Consider the following 16,689-nt stretch of genomic DNA (forward strand, 5'->3'; position numbering starts at 1 on the left):
ATATAGTTAATGAATCATTTTATAGTAAATGATTCTCGTTCTTCCGTGATCTTAGTAGCAAAGGAATTATCAATCAAAACATTGCGGCTTTGGATAACAGCACGAGTACCACCCATAAAATCAATTTTACTTAATAAAATAGTACAATGAAAGAAATCTTCAAGGGTACTTTTTAAACGTGAGTCACTTTCATTTAAGTAAAGCTCAATTGCTTCCCCATTGGCGTAGTTTAGAGCGTACTGGATTTGTTCCTTTATAAGATCAAGGTAAGCTGGAGTAGCCATAAAGTCCTGCAGTTTCTGCAAGACTCTTTCAAACACAGACTTTTCCAGTTCATTTGTTTTTTGAGTAATTTTTCGTCTAAGAATTAGGGAATGGTCAGAAATTCTCTTATTTTTATCACGGACTAAATACTCTGTTTCATTTTTCAAAGTTGTTTCTGCCTTTTTTAGTGTTTCTTCTTCATGTTCCTTTTGAAGTTTTTCTAAGTTTGCTTTATACTCATCCAGTATTTGTATACTTTGGTTTGTAGCATCATTAATTGCTGCATTATAAAAAATATCTAATTTTTCTTCGAGGGTCATTAATTTGCCTCCTTGTTTACAGTTTTAAACCGATTGCTTCATTGACATAATCTGTTATAAAGTTTGGTTTTCGTCCAGTACCATGACGGTCTGGAATCTCTACAATTAAGGGCAGGCGGCGGTTTAGCTTTACATCATCAATAATATCTGGAAATTCTCTTCCAAATTTCTCAGTGAGAAGAACAATTCCGATTTCCTTATTATTAAATGCTTTCTCAAGCTGTTCTTTTAAGTGTTTTCTTGAATGAATCACAACACCATCAACCCCAGCTAAACGCATGCCTGTGTATGTATCAACATTATCGCTGATTAAAAACATTTTCATGAAATCGCCTCCACTATGTTTAAACAGGATATTACTATGTTTTATCCTAAAATAGTAAAGGAGATAATTAAGCCATATAATGCAATGGATTCGGCTAAAGCAACAAAGATAAGGGCTTTACCCATAATGCTGGAATCTTCACTTAATGCACCAAGGGCAGAGCTGGCAGCAGATGCAACGGCAATACCAGCACCTACGCAGGATAATCCAGTGGATAAAGCAGCAGCAAGATAACGCCAGCCTTCTGTGCTAGAAGCTGCTTTAGCAGTTTCAGCAGCCTGAATGTTGCCACTAAATAGCAATATGTCACCGATAATTAAGGTACCAAAGAAGAATAGTATATTAAATCCTAGTGCAGCTTTAAAATTTCCTTTTTTCTTTTCACTAAACAAGTAGTAGCCGCCAGGTACTAAAATGCTAGCGATTAAAATGACACATAATAAAATTTTTGTAAACATATTTTTATCCTCCTAATTTGTCTTTTTTGACTTGAATGGTTTAAATGCTTTACCAGTTCCACGGTAGAAACGGCTAAACATTTCATAGTATTCCAGACGTAATACCTGAATTCCTACAACTAATCCTTCTAAGACCATAACAACCAGGTTACCAAGGATAATAACCAGAATGTTAGGTTTGCCGCTTTCCACATGGGCTAAGGAAAGAACAACCCCCATCATACCTGCATGGCTCAGAGCAAAAGCTCCTACACGGACAAAAGAAATGGTATTAGTGGCATAGCTTAGGACTACATCAAACAGTTCTACCAGATTTTCTACAAAGAACATAACTTTGCTTCCTTCTGGAAAAATATTTTTTTTCTTTGAAAGCCAGTTGCTTAGAGGTTCTTTTAAGAAAATGCAAAGAAGAGGAACTCCTACTAAAACAGCAAGTACGATAGTTCCTGGAATGGCATATCCTAAGAAGTATAAGCCAATGCATCCTACAACGGAACCATAACAGACAAAACCTGCCACACCACTGGCATCAAAAAATATTTTCTCAATGTTTTTTGCACGGATTCCATTAATAATATTAAGTATCATTGCTATAAGAATTAAGAAAATGCCAAACCCAATGGCCATAATCAAGGTTGTCATAATATCTTCCATTGGCCTGCGCCAGACAGCTTCCATAAAGTCTTCGAAACCGAAAATACTTCCGTACAGGAAACCAAAAATGGTGGACCAGAAGCCGGCAATGGAAATAATAGCAGCCAGATTCATTTTTTTAAATTCAAATAAAAGGAAACCTCCTATCATAAGTAAAGCTCCTTGCCCCACGTCCCCAAACATAATGCCGAATATTAAAGTATAGGTTAAGGCGACGAAGATAGTAGGATCCATTTCATTGTATGCGGGCAAACCATACATTTGTATAAAGAGTTCAAATGGTTTAAAGATCTTAGGATTACAAAGCTTGGTAGGAGGTTTGGAAGTCGAGCTTTCATATTCCTCGTCACACAAGCAGTAAACATCAGGATCGGATTCAATTTCCTTGCTAAACTTTTTTGCATCTTTCTTTGTCATCCAGCCACACAATATGTAAAAGACAATGCCTTGTGTAGTAGCTTTGGTACAAGCTGCCAGTTTGCGGATTTCAAAATTGTTACAGAAGTCCTTTACTTTTTCGTAAGCTAAGGTAAGTTCTGGAGCAATATCCTGAAGACGGTTCTGTATCTGGGCTGTAAGCTCTTTTCTGGCAACTCGTAACTCTTTCTGTCTATTTAAAAGAGTCTGATAGATTTCTTCAGGCGTTCCCTCGTATTCATCAGGCATATAGATGCGGTCAAAGTGAAGAGAAGTAAATACGGCATCTACCTGGGCAGAGGATGAGGCAGGCACAAAATATACTCCAAAGACATAGTGTTCATTTCGATCGCATTCTATAAAAACAGCATTTAATGTTTCATATACATAATCCGAGAACTTTTTATAATACTCATGTGATATTTTTCCAAAACGAAACTTAAGGAATTTAAAGTTAAGGATTTTCTTTAGTTCATAATCTAACATACGGAATGGTTCAATTGTAGCCAGTTCCTTGGTTAAAGCTTCTTTTTGTCTAGTAAGTTCTTTTTTGTCTGCAGTCAAGTCCTCAACAGAGTCATAAGCCTGGGTAATAATAGACTGGGCCTCAGGCATTGACATGTCGTGAGTAGCAATCCGTGAAGAATTTCCTAGTTTTTCTATTAAGGATTCCGCTTTCATAAGAACTTCTTTGTAAGGATTTATTTCTGCAAATGGTTTCAGATCATGCACAGAGCTTAATTCGGACAGGGCATTTTCAAGGTGAATCTCATACTTGGAAAGATAACGATTCATAACACGATCGATGTCATTTTTAGGACCTGTAATCGTTAAAAACTGCATTTTTTCAATCACTACACATACCCCCCTTAAGTAATATAAATATATTTCAGTGTTTCATTTGGTTCTAAATGATAGCGAATACATTCAAGTGCAGTTGTTACAAAGTCTAATTCCTTTTCTTTTAAGAAAAGGTAGTATAAGATATGTAACATAGAATGAGAAGATTCACTAGTCAGTTTTTTGTATAAATGGTTCATTGAAAAAAATGTGGTGTACTCAATGGTCTGTTTATTGCCAGGCTGAATTATATTATGATAGTGCGTATTTGATATTGCCAGCAGAAATTCTGATGTGCCAGCTGCTTCGACTAATCTTATAAGCTGTTCTTTTGTTAGATGAAAATGGATAGGAATGATAGAGAGATATATTTCCTTAGCATCCACAGTGTAAAACTTTTTCGAGCGGTAAACCCACATAATATTTAACATGTCAATTTGCGTTCCAAAGAGTGACAGCATACGTTTTTTTTCTTTTCCTTTAAACTGTTTATTGATTGTTTTCCAAATCTGCTGAAAAAAATAAATGTCTAGCTGTGTTTCGTAATCACTAAGAGAAACATTCTCCATAGAATTATGTAATGTTAAAAACAGGTTGTAATATCTAGAACCCTCTAGGCCTACAATAAATTCATCTAAGCTAGTACAGCCTGCTAATGTATTAAGATTTAAGACACTGTGCTTTTCAAAGAACGGCTGGAAATCCGCTAAATGCAAAGTGCTTTTCTGATTGTATATTTGTTCTAAGCAGTCTTTTAAAATATTCACTTCGTATCGAAAGAAAAATATGTCCAGGAATTTTCTCTGTTCTCTCGTAGCAAAGGTATAAATCCTTTGAAAATCCATAAGAAGTGATATTTTGATAAGTTCTTCAATCTGACCGCGGTGAATGGTTGTTTCATTCACGTCTTTAAAGATTAGGTTATATGATGGCTTTGTTCGCAGAAAGTTAATAAAGTCTGCTGTTGTTTCAAGTGATGCAATGTGTTCATAGTCTTTTGGCGTAACAAGATGACTTGACATTGCTTTTACTTTTGTTATAATGCCGCCATAGGCAAGAGCATTTCCCATGTGCACCTCCTTGTTATGTAAGAGATATAATACGGTGAAAGATCTGGTTCGCATATTCTTCACAGTGCGTATCAAAATCTTCATCTAGCTGTTTTAAATAATTCTCTTGTTCCGTTCTGATTCGGGAAAGTTCCAGTTCCACTTCTTGATTAGCTTTCGCTCTTAAGGCATTCAGTTTGTCATTCGTTTCATTTTGTATTTTTGAATCAAATGATTTCATCTTCTGGTTTGCCTCTTCTGTTAAGCGGGCCTTCTCGTCAGAAACTCGGCCAAGTATTCTAGCTGCTTTGTTTTCTATATCATCTAAAAGATGAATGACCTTTTCCATATAGAGCCTCCTAACATATAAATGAAAACATACTTCAACGTAATTATAATACTTTTCAGAAAAAAAGGAAAGAAATAAAATTTGTAGTAAAGCAGTGCGTAAATAAACATTGGTTTGACACAAAACACGATAACTTTTATAATAATAGCGAAATTGATTAGTTAGCAAGCGAGGGCAATTAAATGAGATTAAGAAATGTAAAGGGTTCAAGAGAAAAGATTGCAGAGAATGATTTTGTCATTCATAATCCAGAAAAAATGAAAGGTAAATGGAAAGAAGTTTTTGGAAATGATAATCCCATTCACATAGAAGTTGGCATGGGAAAAGGAAGATTCTTAATGGAGCTTTCGAATCAGAATCCAGACATCAATTACCTTGGAATTGAGAAATATTCCAGTGTACTGATCCGTGCGATAGAAAAGAGACAAGAGACAGAGCTTTCTAATTTATTTTTTATACGGATGGATGCAGAGGATATTAATGAAGTATTTGCCGAAGGAGAAATTGATAGAATCTATCTTAACTTTTCCGATCCCTGGCCAAAGGACAGGCACGCAAAACGCCGTTTAACATCCCATCAGTTCCTTGAACGTTACGATAAATTTCTAAAAAAGGATGGAGTCCTTATTTTTAAGACAGATAATAAGGCATTGTTTGATTTTTCATTGGAAGAAGTACCTGTAGCAGGATGGAAGTTAGAAAACCATACCTATGATCTGCATCATAGTGAATATAATGAAGGAAATGTTATGACTGAATATGAAGAAAAGTTTTCTAGTATGGGAAATCCTATCTGCCGTATGGTTATTTCCAGGTAGTTTTTTTAAAGAGCTGCATATGATGGCAGTAAGAAATAGAATTAGGTGATCCTATGGATATTAAGTCATCTCTGTCACGTAAGACTGGAAACTACAGAACATTAAATAAGAAGGCAATTGCTATGAAAAAGTCATGGGATGATGTTGAAAAACTGCTAAGCAAGAAAGGCTCCAAAAAACAGAAGAAGTCTTCATCATAAAGGATAAAAAGTTGTAATAAAGTAAAGAATATAAGACAATGAGAAGTTAATAGAATACCAATTCAGGAGGAAATTATTATGGCACTTAAATTTACAGATGAAAATTTTGAGGAAGAGGTACTAAAAAGCAGTCAGTTAATAATTGTTGATTTATACGCAGACTGGTGTGGACCTTGTAAAATGCTTGGACCTGTAATTGAACAGTTAGCACAGGAGTATGAGGGAAAAGTTAAAATCGGTAAGTTAAATGTAGATGAGTCACCAGCAATTGCACAAAAGTATGGTGTTATGACAATCCCAACTGTTCTGTTTTTTAAAAATGGTGAAGTAGTTCACAAGATTGTTGGTGTGGAAAGAAAAGAAACATTTGAAGAAAAAATAGCTGAGTTACGATAAATTAGGGCTATTATAAAAAGCTTCCTTATTTGATAAAAGTAGGGGAGCTTTTTTTACAATACATGTATTCTGATCTGGCAGTTAGTATAAAGCTGAAAAATAACTTTGCATATCGTGTATATATTCTAGTACATTTATTTATGATAATCTTTAGCATTTAATAGGAATCTGAAAGAAAATCTTTTCCTGTAAGAAATATATTGATATAATAATATTGGGGGTAAATAAAAATGAAGAGGGAAGGTGAAGCATTTTGTTTCATGAAATTGGTATGATGTACATAACATTGTTACCAATTGCATTTACGGGGGTTGTAAACGCAATATTCTGCAGATCATCATTTTTAGATGTTTTGCATGTTCCAATTGATAATGGAAAAAAACTAAAAGATGGAAGGCGGCTTTTTGGAGCAAATAAAACGTGGAAAGGCTTCTTAGGTTCATTTGTAATTTGTGCCTTGCTTAATGCAATATGGGGTAAAATTTGTTTACGGTTTAAGGGAATGGAAAACTGGAATTACATGTACATATATTTTGACAATACAGTTGCCTATAATCTGTTTACAGGTTTTTTATTTGGATTTGTGTATGCGGTACTAGAGTTACCTAACAGTTTTATAAAAAGACGTATGGATATTTCATCAGGAAAGCAGGGAAAAGGGGGCTTTGGCTTTTTATTTAAAATTTATGATCAGATAGATTCCTTAATTGGTGTCATACTGGTTGTAGCTTTATACAGCAAGATGAATATTACAACATATATGCTTTATGTTGCAGTAGGAGGAATTACCCATGTGGCAATAAATACAATGCTATTTAAATTAAAACTGAGGAACAGCATTCTTTAGGGGGGGATAATAATATGAGTAAATTTAAGTTACCGAATCTGATTACTTATGCAGGGGCTGGATGTTCAGTAGGTATTTTGATTTTTGCTTTTTGCCAGAAAACGAACTTGGCAATGATAAGCTTGATTCTTGCGGCCGTATGTGACTTATTTGATGGAAAATTTGCAAGGATTTTTCAGCGTACAAAAGAAGAAAAGTGTGTAGGAATTGAGCTGGATTCTTTATCAGATGTAATGAGTTTTCTAATTGGGCCAGTAGCAGTCTGTTTAGGAATGGGCATTTGTAACTGGTATTCATATATTGTATTTATCTTATATGTGTTAGCTGGGATTACTCGATTGGCATTTTTTAATGTAAATGCATCAGAACATTATGTAGATGAGCCAGTTACATTCTATACTGGGCTGCCGGTTTCTTATTCGGCAGTATTTTTCCCATTACTTTGGGTACTTTCAATAAAGTTAGAAAGCGTTCCATTTCAATTAATTTATATAGGTATAATGTTGGTAATGGCATATCTGTTTGTAGCAGATATAAAAATACCAAAGCCAAAGGGGAAGGCTTTAATAGCATTTGTTCTGGCAGCAGCAGTTATGGTATTCTTTTTAATTTATTTATAAGAATTAGGGGGTAAAATGAGATACATTAAAGTAAAAACTATGCCACGAGCAGTATGGGGAGTATTTTGGGCTTTTTTAATAGTAAGTGCTGGGAATTATGTAAGTCAGTTTATGACGCTTTATCTTAATGGAATATTGGGACTGGAAGCTGGATTTTCTGGAATGATAGCTTCTTTGGCAGGAATTGCAGCTGTTCCAGGAATTATACTGGGAGGTAAATTAAGTGATACATGGGGTGTAAAGAAGGCATTTTTTATATTTCAGATAATGGCAGTAGCAGTAACTGTAGTTATTATTTTTGTAGAGAATAAGACGGTTACTCCTATTATGATTATTTTAAATTCTGCTTTTATTAATGCTATATACCCAGTTTGTAATGCGGCTATATTTGAAGCAACCGATGAAGAAAACAGAAGTGATGCAGTTGCTCTGTTTTTAGTTGGCATGTATGTAGGTTATATGTTGTCTGATTTAGGTTGTGCCATAGGTTTTGTGAATCATTATCGAATTCTCTATATAGAAGAAGTCATTCTAAAAGTACTGTCTATTGGTATTTTTCTTTGTTTTGCAGGAACAGAGACAAAAAAAGAAGAAAAAGCATATATAAAGAAAGATACGCAGGTACAGGAAAAGAAAAAAGAAGGATTGATGATGATTCTTATTAAAAATCCTGCTTTGTTTTTATTTAGCATATGCTGCTGCCTGTTTTCTATTGTACATACACAGAGTGCCTATTCGCTTCCAATTCAGTTACATTATAAGTTTGGGGAAATGGGAAGTTCTTATTACGGAATCATTATGATGCTCAATGCATTTTTTATTGCTGCAGGTACCAGATTTATTAATAAAATGGCAAAAGGACGGGATACTTTAATGGTCGTTTTAACTGCAACAGTACTAGTTGGATGTGGCATGGGGATCTTAGTTCTTAATTGGGGACTGCCTTTGTATATTATATCAACTGTTTTGTGGTCTTCATCATATATTCTGGAACTTCCCTTTGCAACAACATATATTGGAAATTATGCACCAAAAGGAATGAATGGAGCTTTTTCTGCGTGGATTAAAATGGTAACAAGTGCAGGTTATGCATTAAGTCCAGTATTGTTTGGATATATAATTAAGCAGATGGGAATACATAAAGTATGGTGGTTCTGTATTCTTTTTACAGTTATAAATGTTGCAGTGTTAGTTGGAATTAAAACCAAAGAAACCTTAAGTTCCTAGCGAACTTAAGGTTTCTTTGGTTATATGGATTTCCCGGAACTCTTTTGGTGAAATGCCAAATTCTTTTTTAAATGCACGATAAAAGCTAGAATAATCACCAAATCCAAACATAAGATATGCTTGGGTAATAGACATATTAGCACAAATGGCATTTTTACATGCGTAGAGCCGTTTTTTGGTAATATACTGATGAAGTGAAATTCCCATATTATTTTTAAAGATATGTGAGATATAATATTTGCTTACATAAAATTTAATAGCGAACTGTTCCAATGTGAGATTTTCATCTAGGTGTTCTTCAATATAAGATAAAAGTCCTTGATAAAGGCTTGTTTCTTCTAAGTAATTCTTACGATACATTTTTTCATGGGCAATTCGGTTTAAGTGTAGAATCAGATCATTTACACATATGGAAATCTGTGCATTACGGCCAAAACGGTCGCCATTCATTTCTTCAATTAAACGAAATACTTTAGACTGTATGATATTAAAGGCAAAAATATCATTATGAAAAATGTACTCTTTTTTGACGCAGGCATGCTGCATGAGGAATACATAGTCAGGGGACTGTGAAAGAAGAGTATTACAGTATTCCGTACTTATCCAGAACACAAAGCGCCGATAAGGAGTTTTATGGGAATGAATAATAGGATAATGTTTAACGTTAGGTGGAATCAGTAAAATGTCTCCAACATTTATAGGGTAAAGTTTGTTTTCAATCATAATAGAGACATCTCCTTCTAGAAAAAAGTAAAATTCATAATAATTGTGAATATGTTCCTTTACTGCAGAAGGGGCATTGTCTTCATAGTAATATATTTCAAAATCTTTAGAAAGCATGTACTGTCTTTGATGAAACTTGGTTTTATAATTTTTTTTCATAAGATCACTCCAGATAAATTAAAATATGATACAAATTATAACATAGCAACTTTTGCAATGTGAACAACAATTTTCACTATATGATTTGAACAATTGGTTTTATATAATCATTTTATAAGATTAACAGTGTTTTTATAGAAAGGAAATGTTGAATTATGGAAATGACATTAAGATGGTACGGTAAAGATTTTGATACAGTTACATTAAAACAAATCAGGCAGATTCCAGGAGTTACAGGAGTTATTACGACATTATATGATACACAGCCAGGTGAAGTATGGCCAAGAGAAAGGATTCAGGCAATAAAAGCAGAAGTAGAAGCAGCAGGTTTACATATTGCAGGGATTGAAAGTGTAAATATTCACGATGCAATTAAAACAGGAGTTCCTGAAAGAGAACAGTATATTGCAAACTATATAAAAACATTAGAAAACCTTGGAAAAGAAGGAATTCATTTAGTATGTTACAACTTTATGCCAGTATTTGACTGGACAAGAACAGAACTTGCTCGCATGCGCCCAGATGGTTCTACAGTACTTGCTTATACACAAGAAGCAGTTGATGCATTAAAGCCAGAAAATATGTTTGAATCTATTTCTGGAGATACCAACGGAACGGTAATGCCAGGGTGGGAACCAGAACGTATGGCAAAAATTAAAGACTTATTTGAAATGTACAAAGATATTGATGATGATAAATTATTTGAAAACTTAAAATATTTCTTAGAAAAAATCATGCCTGTCTGTGATAAATATGACATTAATATGGCAATTCATCCAGATGATCCAGCATGGAGTGTATTCGGTCTTCCTCGTATTATCACAAATAAGACAAATATCTTAAGAATGATGAATATGGTAGACAATCCACATAATGGTGTAACTTTCTGTTCAGGTTCTTATGGAACAAACTTAGAAAACGACTTGCCAGATATGATCCGTTCCTTAAAAGGAAGAATTCATTTTGCGCATGTTCGTAACCTAAAATTCAACACACCAACTGATTTCGAAGAAGCAGCTCACTTATCTTCTGACGGAACATTTGATATGTATGAAATTATGAAAGCATTATATGAAATTGGATTTACAGGACCGATTCGTCCAGACCACGGACGTATGATCTGGGATGAAGTTGCTATGCCAGGTTATGGTTTATATGATAGAGCTTTAGGCGCTTGCTATTTACAAGGTTTATGGGAAGCAATTGAAAAAGCAGACAGATAGCGGACATTTTTCGGACGCCCTTTTTGGGTGTCTTACTAGAATAAGATGTGGAAAGGATCGGAGGATTTACAATGAAATTAGATGCACAAGGACTTTTAAATAGAGAACAGTGGGAAAGCAAAGGCTATAAGTTGCCACTCTTTGACCGTGAGCAGATTACTAAGAATACAAAAAAAAATCCAGCATGGATTCATTTTGGAGGTGGAAACCTGTTCCGTGCATTTCAGGCAAATGCATTACAGACATTGCTTAACAATGGGGATGCAGATACAGGTTTAATTGTAGCAGAAGGTTATGACTATGAAATTATAGATAAAATGAATCACTTACATGATGATCTTAGTATTCTTGTTACATTAAAAGCAGATCATACAGTAGAAAAAACAGTTGTTGGAAGCATTGTAGAATCTTTAGCACTGGATACAGAAAATAATGGGGATTTTACTAGATTAAAAGAAATCTTTGCAAAAGATTCTTTGCAGATGGCAAGTTTTACAATTACTGAAAAAGGATATAGCCTTGTAAATGGTGCGGGTGAAGTACTTCCTGCAATTGAAGAAGATTACAAAAAAGGTGTAGAGGCTCCTAAAAGTTATTTAGGAAAAGTTACGGCACTTCTTTATCACAGATTCATTTCAGGACAGAAACCAATTGCAATGGTAAGTATGGACAACTGTTCCCACAATGGGAAAAAACTACATGATGCTATTTACTCCTTTGCATTTAGATGGGAAGAAGCTGGCTTAGCAGAGCAGGGATTTGTTGCATACATTGAAGATGAAAGCAAAGTATCGTTTCCTCTTTCTATGATTGATAAAATTACGCCAAGGCCAGACTTGTCAGTAAAAAAAATGTTAGAAGAGGATGGATTAGAAGAAGCAGATCCAATTGTAACTTCTAAAGATTCTTATGTAGCACCTTTTGTAAATGCTGAAGAGTGTGAATACCTTGTAATTCAGGATGTATTCCCTAATGGAAGACCTTGTCTTGAAAAAGCAGGCATTATGTTTACAGATATGGAAACAGTAGATAAAGTAGAAAAAATGAAAGTTTGTACTTGTTTAAATCCCCTTCATACAGCATTAGCTGTTTTTGGATGTTTATTAGATTATAAATTGATTTCAGAAGAAATGAAAAATAAAACGCTTAAGAAATTAGTAGAAGATATTGGCTATGCAGAAGGTCTTCCAGTTGTAGTTAATCCTGAAATCCTTAATCCAAAGGCATTTCTTGATGCGGTTATTGGTGTTCGTTTACCAAATCCATTTATGCCAGATGCACCTCAGAGAATCGCAACCGATACTTCTCAGAAACTGGCAATCCGTTTTGGAGAAACAATTAAAGCATATGATGCATCAGCAGAATTAAATGTTGCAGACCTTAAGTTAATTCCACTTGTTTTTGCAGGATGGGTTCGTTATCTTATGGCAATTGATGATAATGGCAATGCATTTACACCAAGTCCAGATCCATTACTAGATACAGTAAGGCCATATGTTGCAGACATTCAGTTAGGTTCTGATATAAATGTAGAAGAAGTATTAAAACCAGTTCTGGAAAACCAGAAAATATTTGGTGTAGATTTATATGCCTTAGGGATGGCATCAACAGTATGCAGCTACTTTAAAGAAATGATAGCTGGTACAGGAGCAGTTCGTGCAACATTGGAGAAGTATACAAAATAATTTGGGAGGAATCGGGATGAAACCTTTTATGGGTGAAGACTTTTTGCTTTCAACAGAGACAGCAAAAACATTATTTCATGAATATGGAAAAGAGATGCCAATTATTGATTTCCATAATCATTTAAATACAAAAGAAATATATGAAAATAAATGCTACGACAACATTGCTGATGTATGGTTAGGTGGCGATCATTATAAATGGCGTGCTATGAGAACGTACGGTTTTTCTGAAGAAGTAGTTACAGGAAAATGTGACCCATATGAGCGTTTCCTAGCATGGGCAGAAACCATACAGAATTCTTTGGGAAATCCATTATATCACTGGACGCACCTTGAACTGCAGAGATACTTTGGAATTACAACTCCTTTAAATAAGGATACAGCCAAAGAAATATGGGATGTATGTAATGCAAAGTTACAGACACAAGAATATTCTATTCGGAACTTATTAAGAATGCAGGGCATTGAAGTACTTTGTACAACAGATGATCCAGTGGACTCTTTAGAGTACCATAAACTATTAAAAGAGGAAGGCTTTGAAATTAAAGTTCTTCCAACTTTTCGCCCAGACAAAGCGATTGCAATTGAAAAGCCTGGTTTTACGGAATATATTGAAACTTTAGGAAATACAGTAAATAGAAAACTGGAAAATGTAACAGACATATTAGCTGCTTTAAAGAAACGTTTACAGTATTTTATAGAAATTGGCTGCTGTGTCAGTGATCATAGTATTGAAAATAATTTTTTCGTAGAAACTACAGTGGAAGAAGTGGATAGTATTCTGAAAAAAGCATTAACAGGTGGACAGCTTACAGAAGATGAGTGTGCAAAGTATCATGGATACATATTATCTGAGTTAGGACGTGAGTATGCAAAACAGAAACTTGTTATGCAGGTTCACATTGGGGCAATCCGTAATAACTCCTCTCGTTTATTTGAAAAATTAGGTGTAGATGTTGGTGCAGATGGTGTAACAGATATGAACTTTGCACCACAATTATCCAGATTGTTAGATTCTATGGATAGAATCAATGAACTTCCAAAAGTTATTTTATATAACTTAAATGAAAAGGATTTCCAGATGCTTGCGGTTATGATGGGCAACTTCCAGAGTAATGAAGAAGGAATCCGTGGCAAAGTACAGTTAGGAAGTGCATGGTGGTTCCTTGACAATAAACCGGGAATAGAACGTCATTTTGAAACACTTGCAAGTGCAGGTCTTGTAAGTACTTTTGTGGGAATGTTAACAGATTCAAGAAGTTTCTTATCTTTCCCAAGACATGAATACTTCAGAAGAGTTATTTGTAATATGGTAGGAAAATACGTGGAAAATGGAGAATATCCAAATGACGTGAAATATCTTGGTTCCATGATTCAGAATATCTGTTATTACAATGCAAAGAATTATTTTAGATTATAGGAGGAGACAGACATGGAAAAAATTTTTAAACAATTTAGGGAACTTGGTATTATTCCAGTAGTAGTGCTAGATAATGCAAAAGATGCAGCACCTTTAGCAAAAGCCTTATGTGAAGGCGGCCTTCCAGTAGCAGAAGTTACATTCCGTACAGATGCGGCCGAAGAATCCATCCGTATCATGAGTGAACAATATCCAGATATGTTAGTTGGTGCAGGAACTGTATTAACAACAGAACAAGTAGATCGTGCAGTTGCAGCAGGTGCAAAATTCATTGTAAGCCCCGGTACAAATCCTCGAATCGTAAAATACTGCGTAGAAAAAGGCATTCCAATCTGTCCAGGTACTACAAATCCAAGTGATATCGAGCAAGCATTGGAAAACGGCTTAAAGGTTGTGAAATTCTTCCCAGCAGAACCAGCAGGTGGACTTCCAATGATTAAAGCTATGGCAGCACCATATGTAGACGTAATGTTTATGCCAACAGGCGGAATTAAGCCAAGCAACATAAGAAGATACTTAGAATATGATCGTATTATTGCCTGTGGCGGAAGCTGGATGGTTCCAGGTGATTTAGTAAAAGCAGGTGAATTTAATAAGATTACAGAGCTTACAAAGGAAGCTGTTGAGATTGTAAAAGAAGTTCGTGGTTAATCTGGCTGGATAGAAATGAACTGTAAATTAACACTTATAATTTTTTTATTATGCCATTTTTAATGAGATATCTTGTGTTAGTACATTCAATAATTTCATGATCATGAGAATTCATGATAATTGTAGTGCCTTTATGGTTTAATTCTTGAAACAGTTTCATTATAATTTTTTTGTTTTCAGGATCAAGAGAAGCAGTTGGTTCGTCTGCAAATAAAATGCTTGGTTGTTTTATACATGCACGTAATATTGCGACACGCTGTTTCTCACCTAAGGATAAATGGTCCGTATTTTCTGCTAATAAATGATGGATGTTTAGGATACGGGATAATGTATCAATTTTTTGCTTTATGGCTATCACATTACGCCTCTGTATATAAAGAGGAATTAAAATATTTTCATAGACGGATATACTTTCTATAAGTCCTAAATTTTGTGGGATATATCCAAAATTAACTTTTCTAATGTTGGCATTTATAGCATCTTTACGAAAGCTGATTTTCTTATGGTTCAACCAGTAATCTCCACAGTCAAATGATTCAATTAGTGCTAATATTTTAAGAAGAGTAGTTTTGCCAGCACCAGAGGTCCCAGTAATAGCGACAAAATCTCCTTTATTTATGTATAAGCTTAAATTGTTTAAAATTATTTTGGTGTCCTGTTTGCTTGTAGTACGTTTACATAGATTCTCTATTTTTATAATGCACATAAAGTAAAGGCCTCCTAAGCCATAGTTTTTTTTAATAAGCGTCTAGTAGCAAGATGTACTAATATTGTAATTAGAAATAAAACACTGAATAATATACTAATATCCCAACATATAATCTGTTTTTTTTCACTATGTGTAACCAAACGATATATTATTTCGAGGGTACAGGCAGCTAACATGTTAAGGAATTGAGGAAAAGTTAAGACAAGTGACAACTCTATGTAACTCATTCCTTGTTCATAGAGTATTAGTATTGATTCTTTGCTTTTTAGTATATAAATATAAATTTGATAAACAATACTAAATACAATTGAAAAAAGCATTGTAATTAGCATTACTTTATTGTGTACATTTATATATTCTGATTTCGAGTTTATATTGTTCATCTCTCTAATTGGAGTTTTATTCTCCGTATTAATACCAAGATTCGAAACAGAATGTAATTTTCCTTCATCTACAGTTAGAGCTAATGTACTTAAGCTGCAGCTAGACATACTCAAAAAGTTCATATTTAGTGTTAAGATAAGATTATCGTTGCTTTGGGTTAATATTTTTCCAAAGTTTAAGTTTTTCCCTGCTACATTTAGAAACATAAATTTATAATCTATCCCCATAATGCCAATAATTTCAGCCTCTTCAGTATGTTTGCTAGATGTTAAGGAAACCTTATCTCCAATGTTATATTTTTGAGTAAGTGCTCCCCCAATAACAATACCATTTTTTTTGGTTTTATTAAGCCACTTTCCCTTAGTTAAAGGGTAATGAAATTTTGATAAATATTCATTTAAATATACAAGGGTTGTATGTGTTTCGTTAATTTGAGCTTTTGTATCTAAAAGTTCGAATCCGACAAAGGAGTTTAAGTTGTTATTCTGTATCATATTTACAAAGTCCTTGGAATTGATATTGGTATTATTAAAAAAAGGCTGAGATAAATAATGAGCATTTATAGGGAATTTTGTAAAAATATTTTCTTTATCTAGCATAGATAAATGTTCATCAACTGTAAGGTAAAATAAAATCATAAACATATGAAAGAACATTATGACACCCATAATGTTCTGCTTTTTCATTATCTTATAATAATTTGAGATGATTTTTAGCATAGTTTATACCTATAATAATTTCATATAATAGTAATACAAATAGTTCCAATACAAATAAGCTATATGTAAAGTTTGTACTGGTTAAAAAGCAAAATAAAAAGTACAAAAGGTTACTTAACAACATTGGAAAAAGAAATATAACTGTGCTTTCTAAAATAATAAAACAGCTTATTTTCTTTTTAAAAAATCCATTTATGTATAGAGTTTGAAATAATGACTTTCTCTTACTTAT

At 34.0% G+C, this 16,689-nt stretch carries 19 protein-coding genes; 10 read left to right on the forward strand and 9 right to left on the reverse strand.

The annotated features are described in order from the left end of the window. Window positions 1-14: 14 nt before the first annotated feature. The 6 genes from BMY85_RS09315 to BMY85_RS09340 are packed head-to-tail and all read right to left on the reverse strand — an operon-like array spanning window position 15 to window position 4,676. Window positions 15-584: a V-type ATP synthase subunit E gene (locus tag BMY85_RS09315; RefSeq protein ID WP_092478004.1), complete on the reverse strand. Its 570-nt coding sequence runs from the start codon at window positions 582-584 to the stop codon at window positions 15-17. Between the two features lie 16 nt (window positions 585-600). Then, window positions 601-909 (reverse strand): V-type ATP synthase subunit F, encoded by a 309-nt coding sequence (locus BMY85_RS09320; RefSeq protein ID WP_092478005.1) that lies wholly within the window; start codon window positions 907-909, stop codon window positions 601-603. A gap of 41 nt (window positions 910-950) precedes the next feature. Beyond that, a complete protein-coding gene (locus BMY85_RS09325; protein ID WP_092478006.1) occupies window positions 951-1,367 on the reverse strand; it encodes an ATP synthase subunit C in 417 nt (138 codons plus the stop codon). A 12-nt stretch (window positions 1,368-1,379) separates the two neighbouring features. Further along, window positions 1,380-3,293, reverse strand: a complete 1,914-nt coding sequence (locus BMY85_RS09330) for a V-type ATP synthase subunit I (RefSeq protein ID WP_092478007.1) — start codon at window positions 3,291-3,293, stop codon at window positions 1,380-1,382. Between the two features lie 14 nt (window positions 3,294-3,307). Continuing rightward, window positions 3,308-4,348 carry a V0D/AC39 family V-type ATPase subunit gene (locus BMY85_RS09335; protein WP_177180724.1) on the reverse strand — a complete coding sequence of 347 codons (1,041 nt, stop codon included), beginning with the start codon at window positions 4,346-4,348 and terminating at the stop codon, window positions 3,308-3,310. A gap of 13 nt (window positions 4,349-4,361) precedes the next feature. Further along, entirely contained in the window at window positions 4,362-4,676 is a 315-nt protein-coding gene (locus BMY85_RS09340; protein ID WP_092478009.1) for a hypothetical protein, read from the reverse strand. A gap of 182 nt (window positions 4,677-4,858) precedes the next feature. Here BMY85_RS09340 and trmB point away from each other — a divergent pair, with 182 nt between their 5' ends. The 6 genes from trmB (at window position 4,859) to BMY85_RS09365 (ending at window position 8,784) form a co-directional block, all read left to right on the forward strand. Continuing rightward, window positions 4,859-5,494: a tRNA (guanosine(46)-N7)-methyltransferase TrmB gene (gene trmB, locus BMY85_RS09345; protein ID WP_092478010.1), complete on the forward strand. Its 636-nt coding sequence runs from the start codon at window positions 4,859-4,861 to the stop codon at window positions 5,492-5,494. A gap of 53 nt (window positions 5,495-5,547) precedes the next feature. Further along, window positions 5,548-5,694, forward strand: coding sequence for a hypothetical protein (locus BMY85_RS15640; RefSeq protein ID WP_177180725.1), 147 nt, complete (start codon window positions 5,548-5,550; stop codon window positions 5,692-5,694). A 78-nt stretch (window positions 5,695-5,772) separates the two neighbouring features. Next, window positions 5,773-6,090 (forward strand): thioredoxin, encoded by a 318-nt coding sequence (gene trxA, locus BMY85_RS09350; protein ID WP_092478011.1) that lies wholly within the window; start codon window positions 5,773-5,775, stop codon window positions 6,088-6,090. A gap of 253 nt (window positions 6,091-6,343) precedes the next feature. Then, window positions 6,344-6,937, forward strand: coding sequence for a CDP-archaeol synthase (locus BMY85_RS09355; RefSeq protein WP_092478012.1), 594 nt, complete (start codon window positions 6,344-6,346; stop codon window positions 6,935-6,937). A gap of 14 nt (window positions 6,938-6,951) precedes the next feature. Beyond that, on the forward strand, window positions 6,952-7,557 hold the full coding sequence (locus tag BMY85_RS09360) for a CDP-alcohol phosphatidyltransferase family protein (RefSeq protein WP_092478013.1): 606 nt from the start codon (window positions 6,952-6,954) through the stop codon (window positions 7,555-7,557). A 15-nt stretch (window positions 7,558-7,572) separates the two neighbouring features. Beyond that, window positions 7,573-8,784: an MFS transporter gene (locus tag BMY85_RS09365; RefSeq protein WP_092478014.1), complete on the forward strand. Its 1,212-nt coding sequence runs from the start codon at window positions 7,573-7,575 to the stop codon at window positions 8,782-8,784. On the opposite strand, the gene BMY85_RS09370 is transcribed toward BMY85_RS09365, so the two are convergent. Further along, window positions 8,773-9,666 (reverse strand): AraC family transcriptional regulator, encoded by an 894-nt coding sequence (locus tag BMY85_RS09370; protein ID WP_092478015.1) that lies wholly within the window; start codon window positions 9,664-9,666, stop codon window positions 8,773-8,775. The two genes, BMY85_RS09365 and BMY85_RS09370, sit on opposite strands and share 12 nt — an antisense overlap. Window positions 9,667-9,821: 155 nt before the next feature. On the opposite strand from BMY85_RS09370, the gene uxuA reads away from it, so the two are divergent. The 4 genes from uxuA to BMY85_RS09390 all read left to right on the forward strand — a co-directional run bounded on the left by uxuA (window position 9,822) and on the right by BMY85_RS09390 (window position 14,645). Beyond that, window positions 9,822-10,889: a mannonate dehydratase gene (uxuA, locus tag BMY85_RS09375; RefSeq protein WP_092478016.1), complete on the forward strand. Its 1,068-nt coding sequence runs from the start codon at window positions 9,822-9,824 to the stop codon at window positions 10,887-10,889. Window positions 10,890-10,960: 71 nt separating this feature from the next. Further along, window positions 10,961-12,574, forward strand: coding sequence for a mannitol dehydrogenase family protein (locus BMY85_RS09380; protein ID WP_092478017.1), 1,614 nt, complete (start codon window positions 10,961-10,963; stop codon window positions 12,572-12,574). 16 nt (window positions 12,575-12,590) lie between these two features. After that, a complete protein-coding gene (uxaC, locus tag BMY85_RS09385; protein ID WP_092478018.1) occupies window positions 12,591-13,994 on the forward strand; it encodes a glucuronate isomerase in 1,404 nt (467 codons plus the stop codon). A 12-nt stretch (window positions 13,995-14,006) separates the two neighbouring features. Beyond that, window positions 14,007-14,645 (forward strand): bifunctional 4-hydroxy-2-oxoglutarate aldolase/2-dehydro-3-deoxy-phosphogluconate aldolase, encoded by a 639-nt coding sequence (locus BMY85_RS09390; protein ID WP_092478019.1) that lies wholly within the window; start codon window positions 14,007-14,009, stop codon window positions 14,643-14,645. A gap of 34 nt (window positions 14,646-14,679) precedes the next feature. Here BMY85_RS09390 and BMY85_RS09395 read toward each other — a convergent pair whose 3' ends face one another. Then, the gene (locus BMY85_RS09395; RefSeq protein WP_092478020.1) at window positions 14,680-15,351 is read right to left on the reverse strand and encodes an ABC transporter ATP-binding protein; all 672 of its coding nucleotides are present in this window, start codon (window positions 15,349-15,351) and stop codon (window positions 14,680-14,682) included. Window positions 15,352-15,365: 14 nt separating this feature from the next. Then, a complete protein-coding gene (locus tag BMY85_RS09400) occupies window positions 15,366-16,406 on the reverse strand; it encodes a hypothetical protein (protein ID WP_143066358.1) in 1,041 nt (346 codons plus the stop codon). Between the last annotated feature and the right edge of the window lie 283 nt (window positions 16,407-16,689).

Origin of the sequence: [Clostridium] polysaccharolyticum (assembly GCF_900111595.1) — a bacterium.
GTDB classification, from domain to species: Bacteria; Bacillota; Clostridia; order Lachnospirales; family Lachnospiraceae; genus Clostridium_AI; species Clostridium_AI polysaccharolyticum.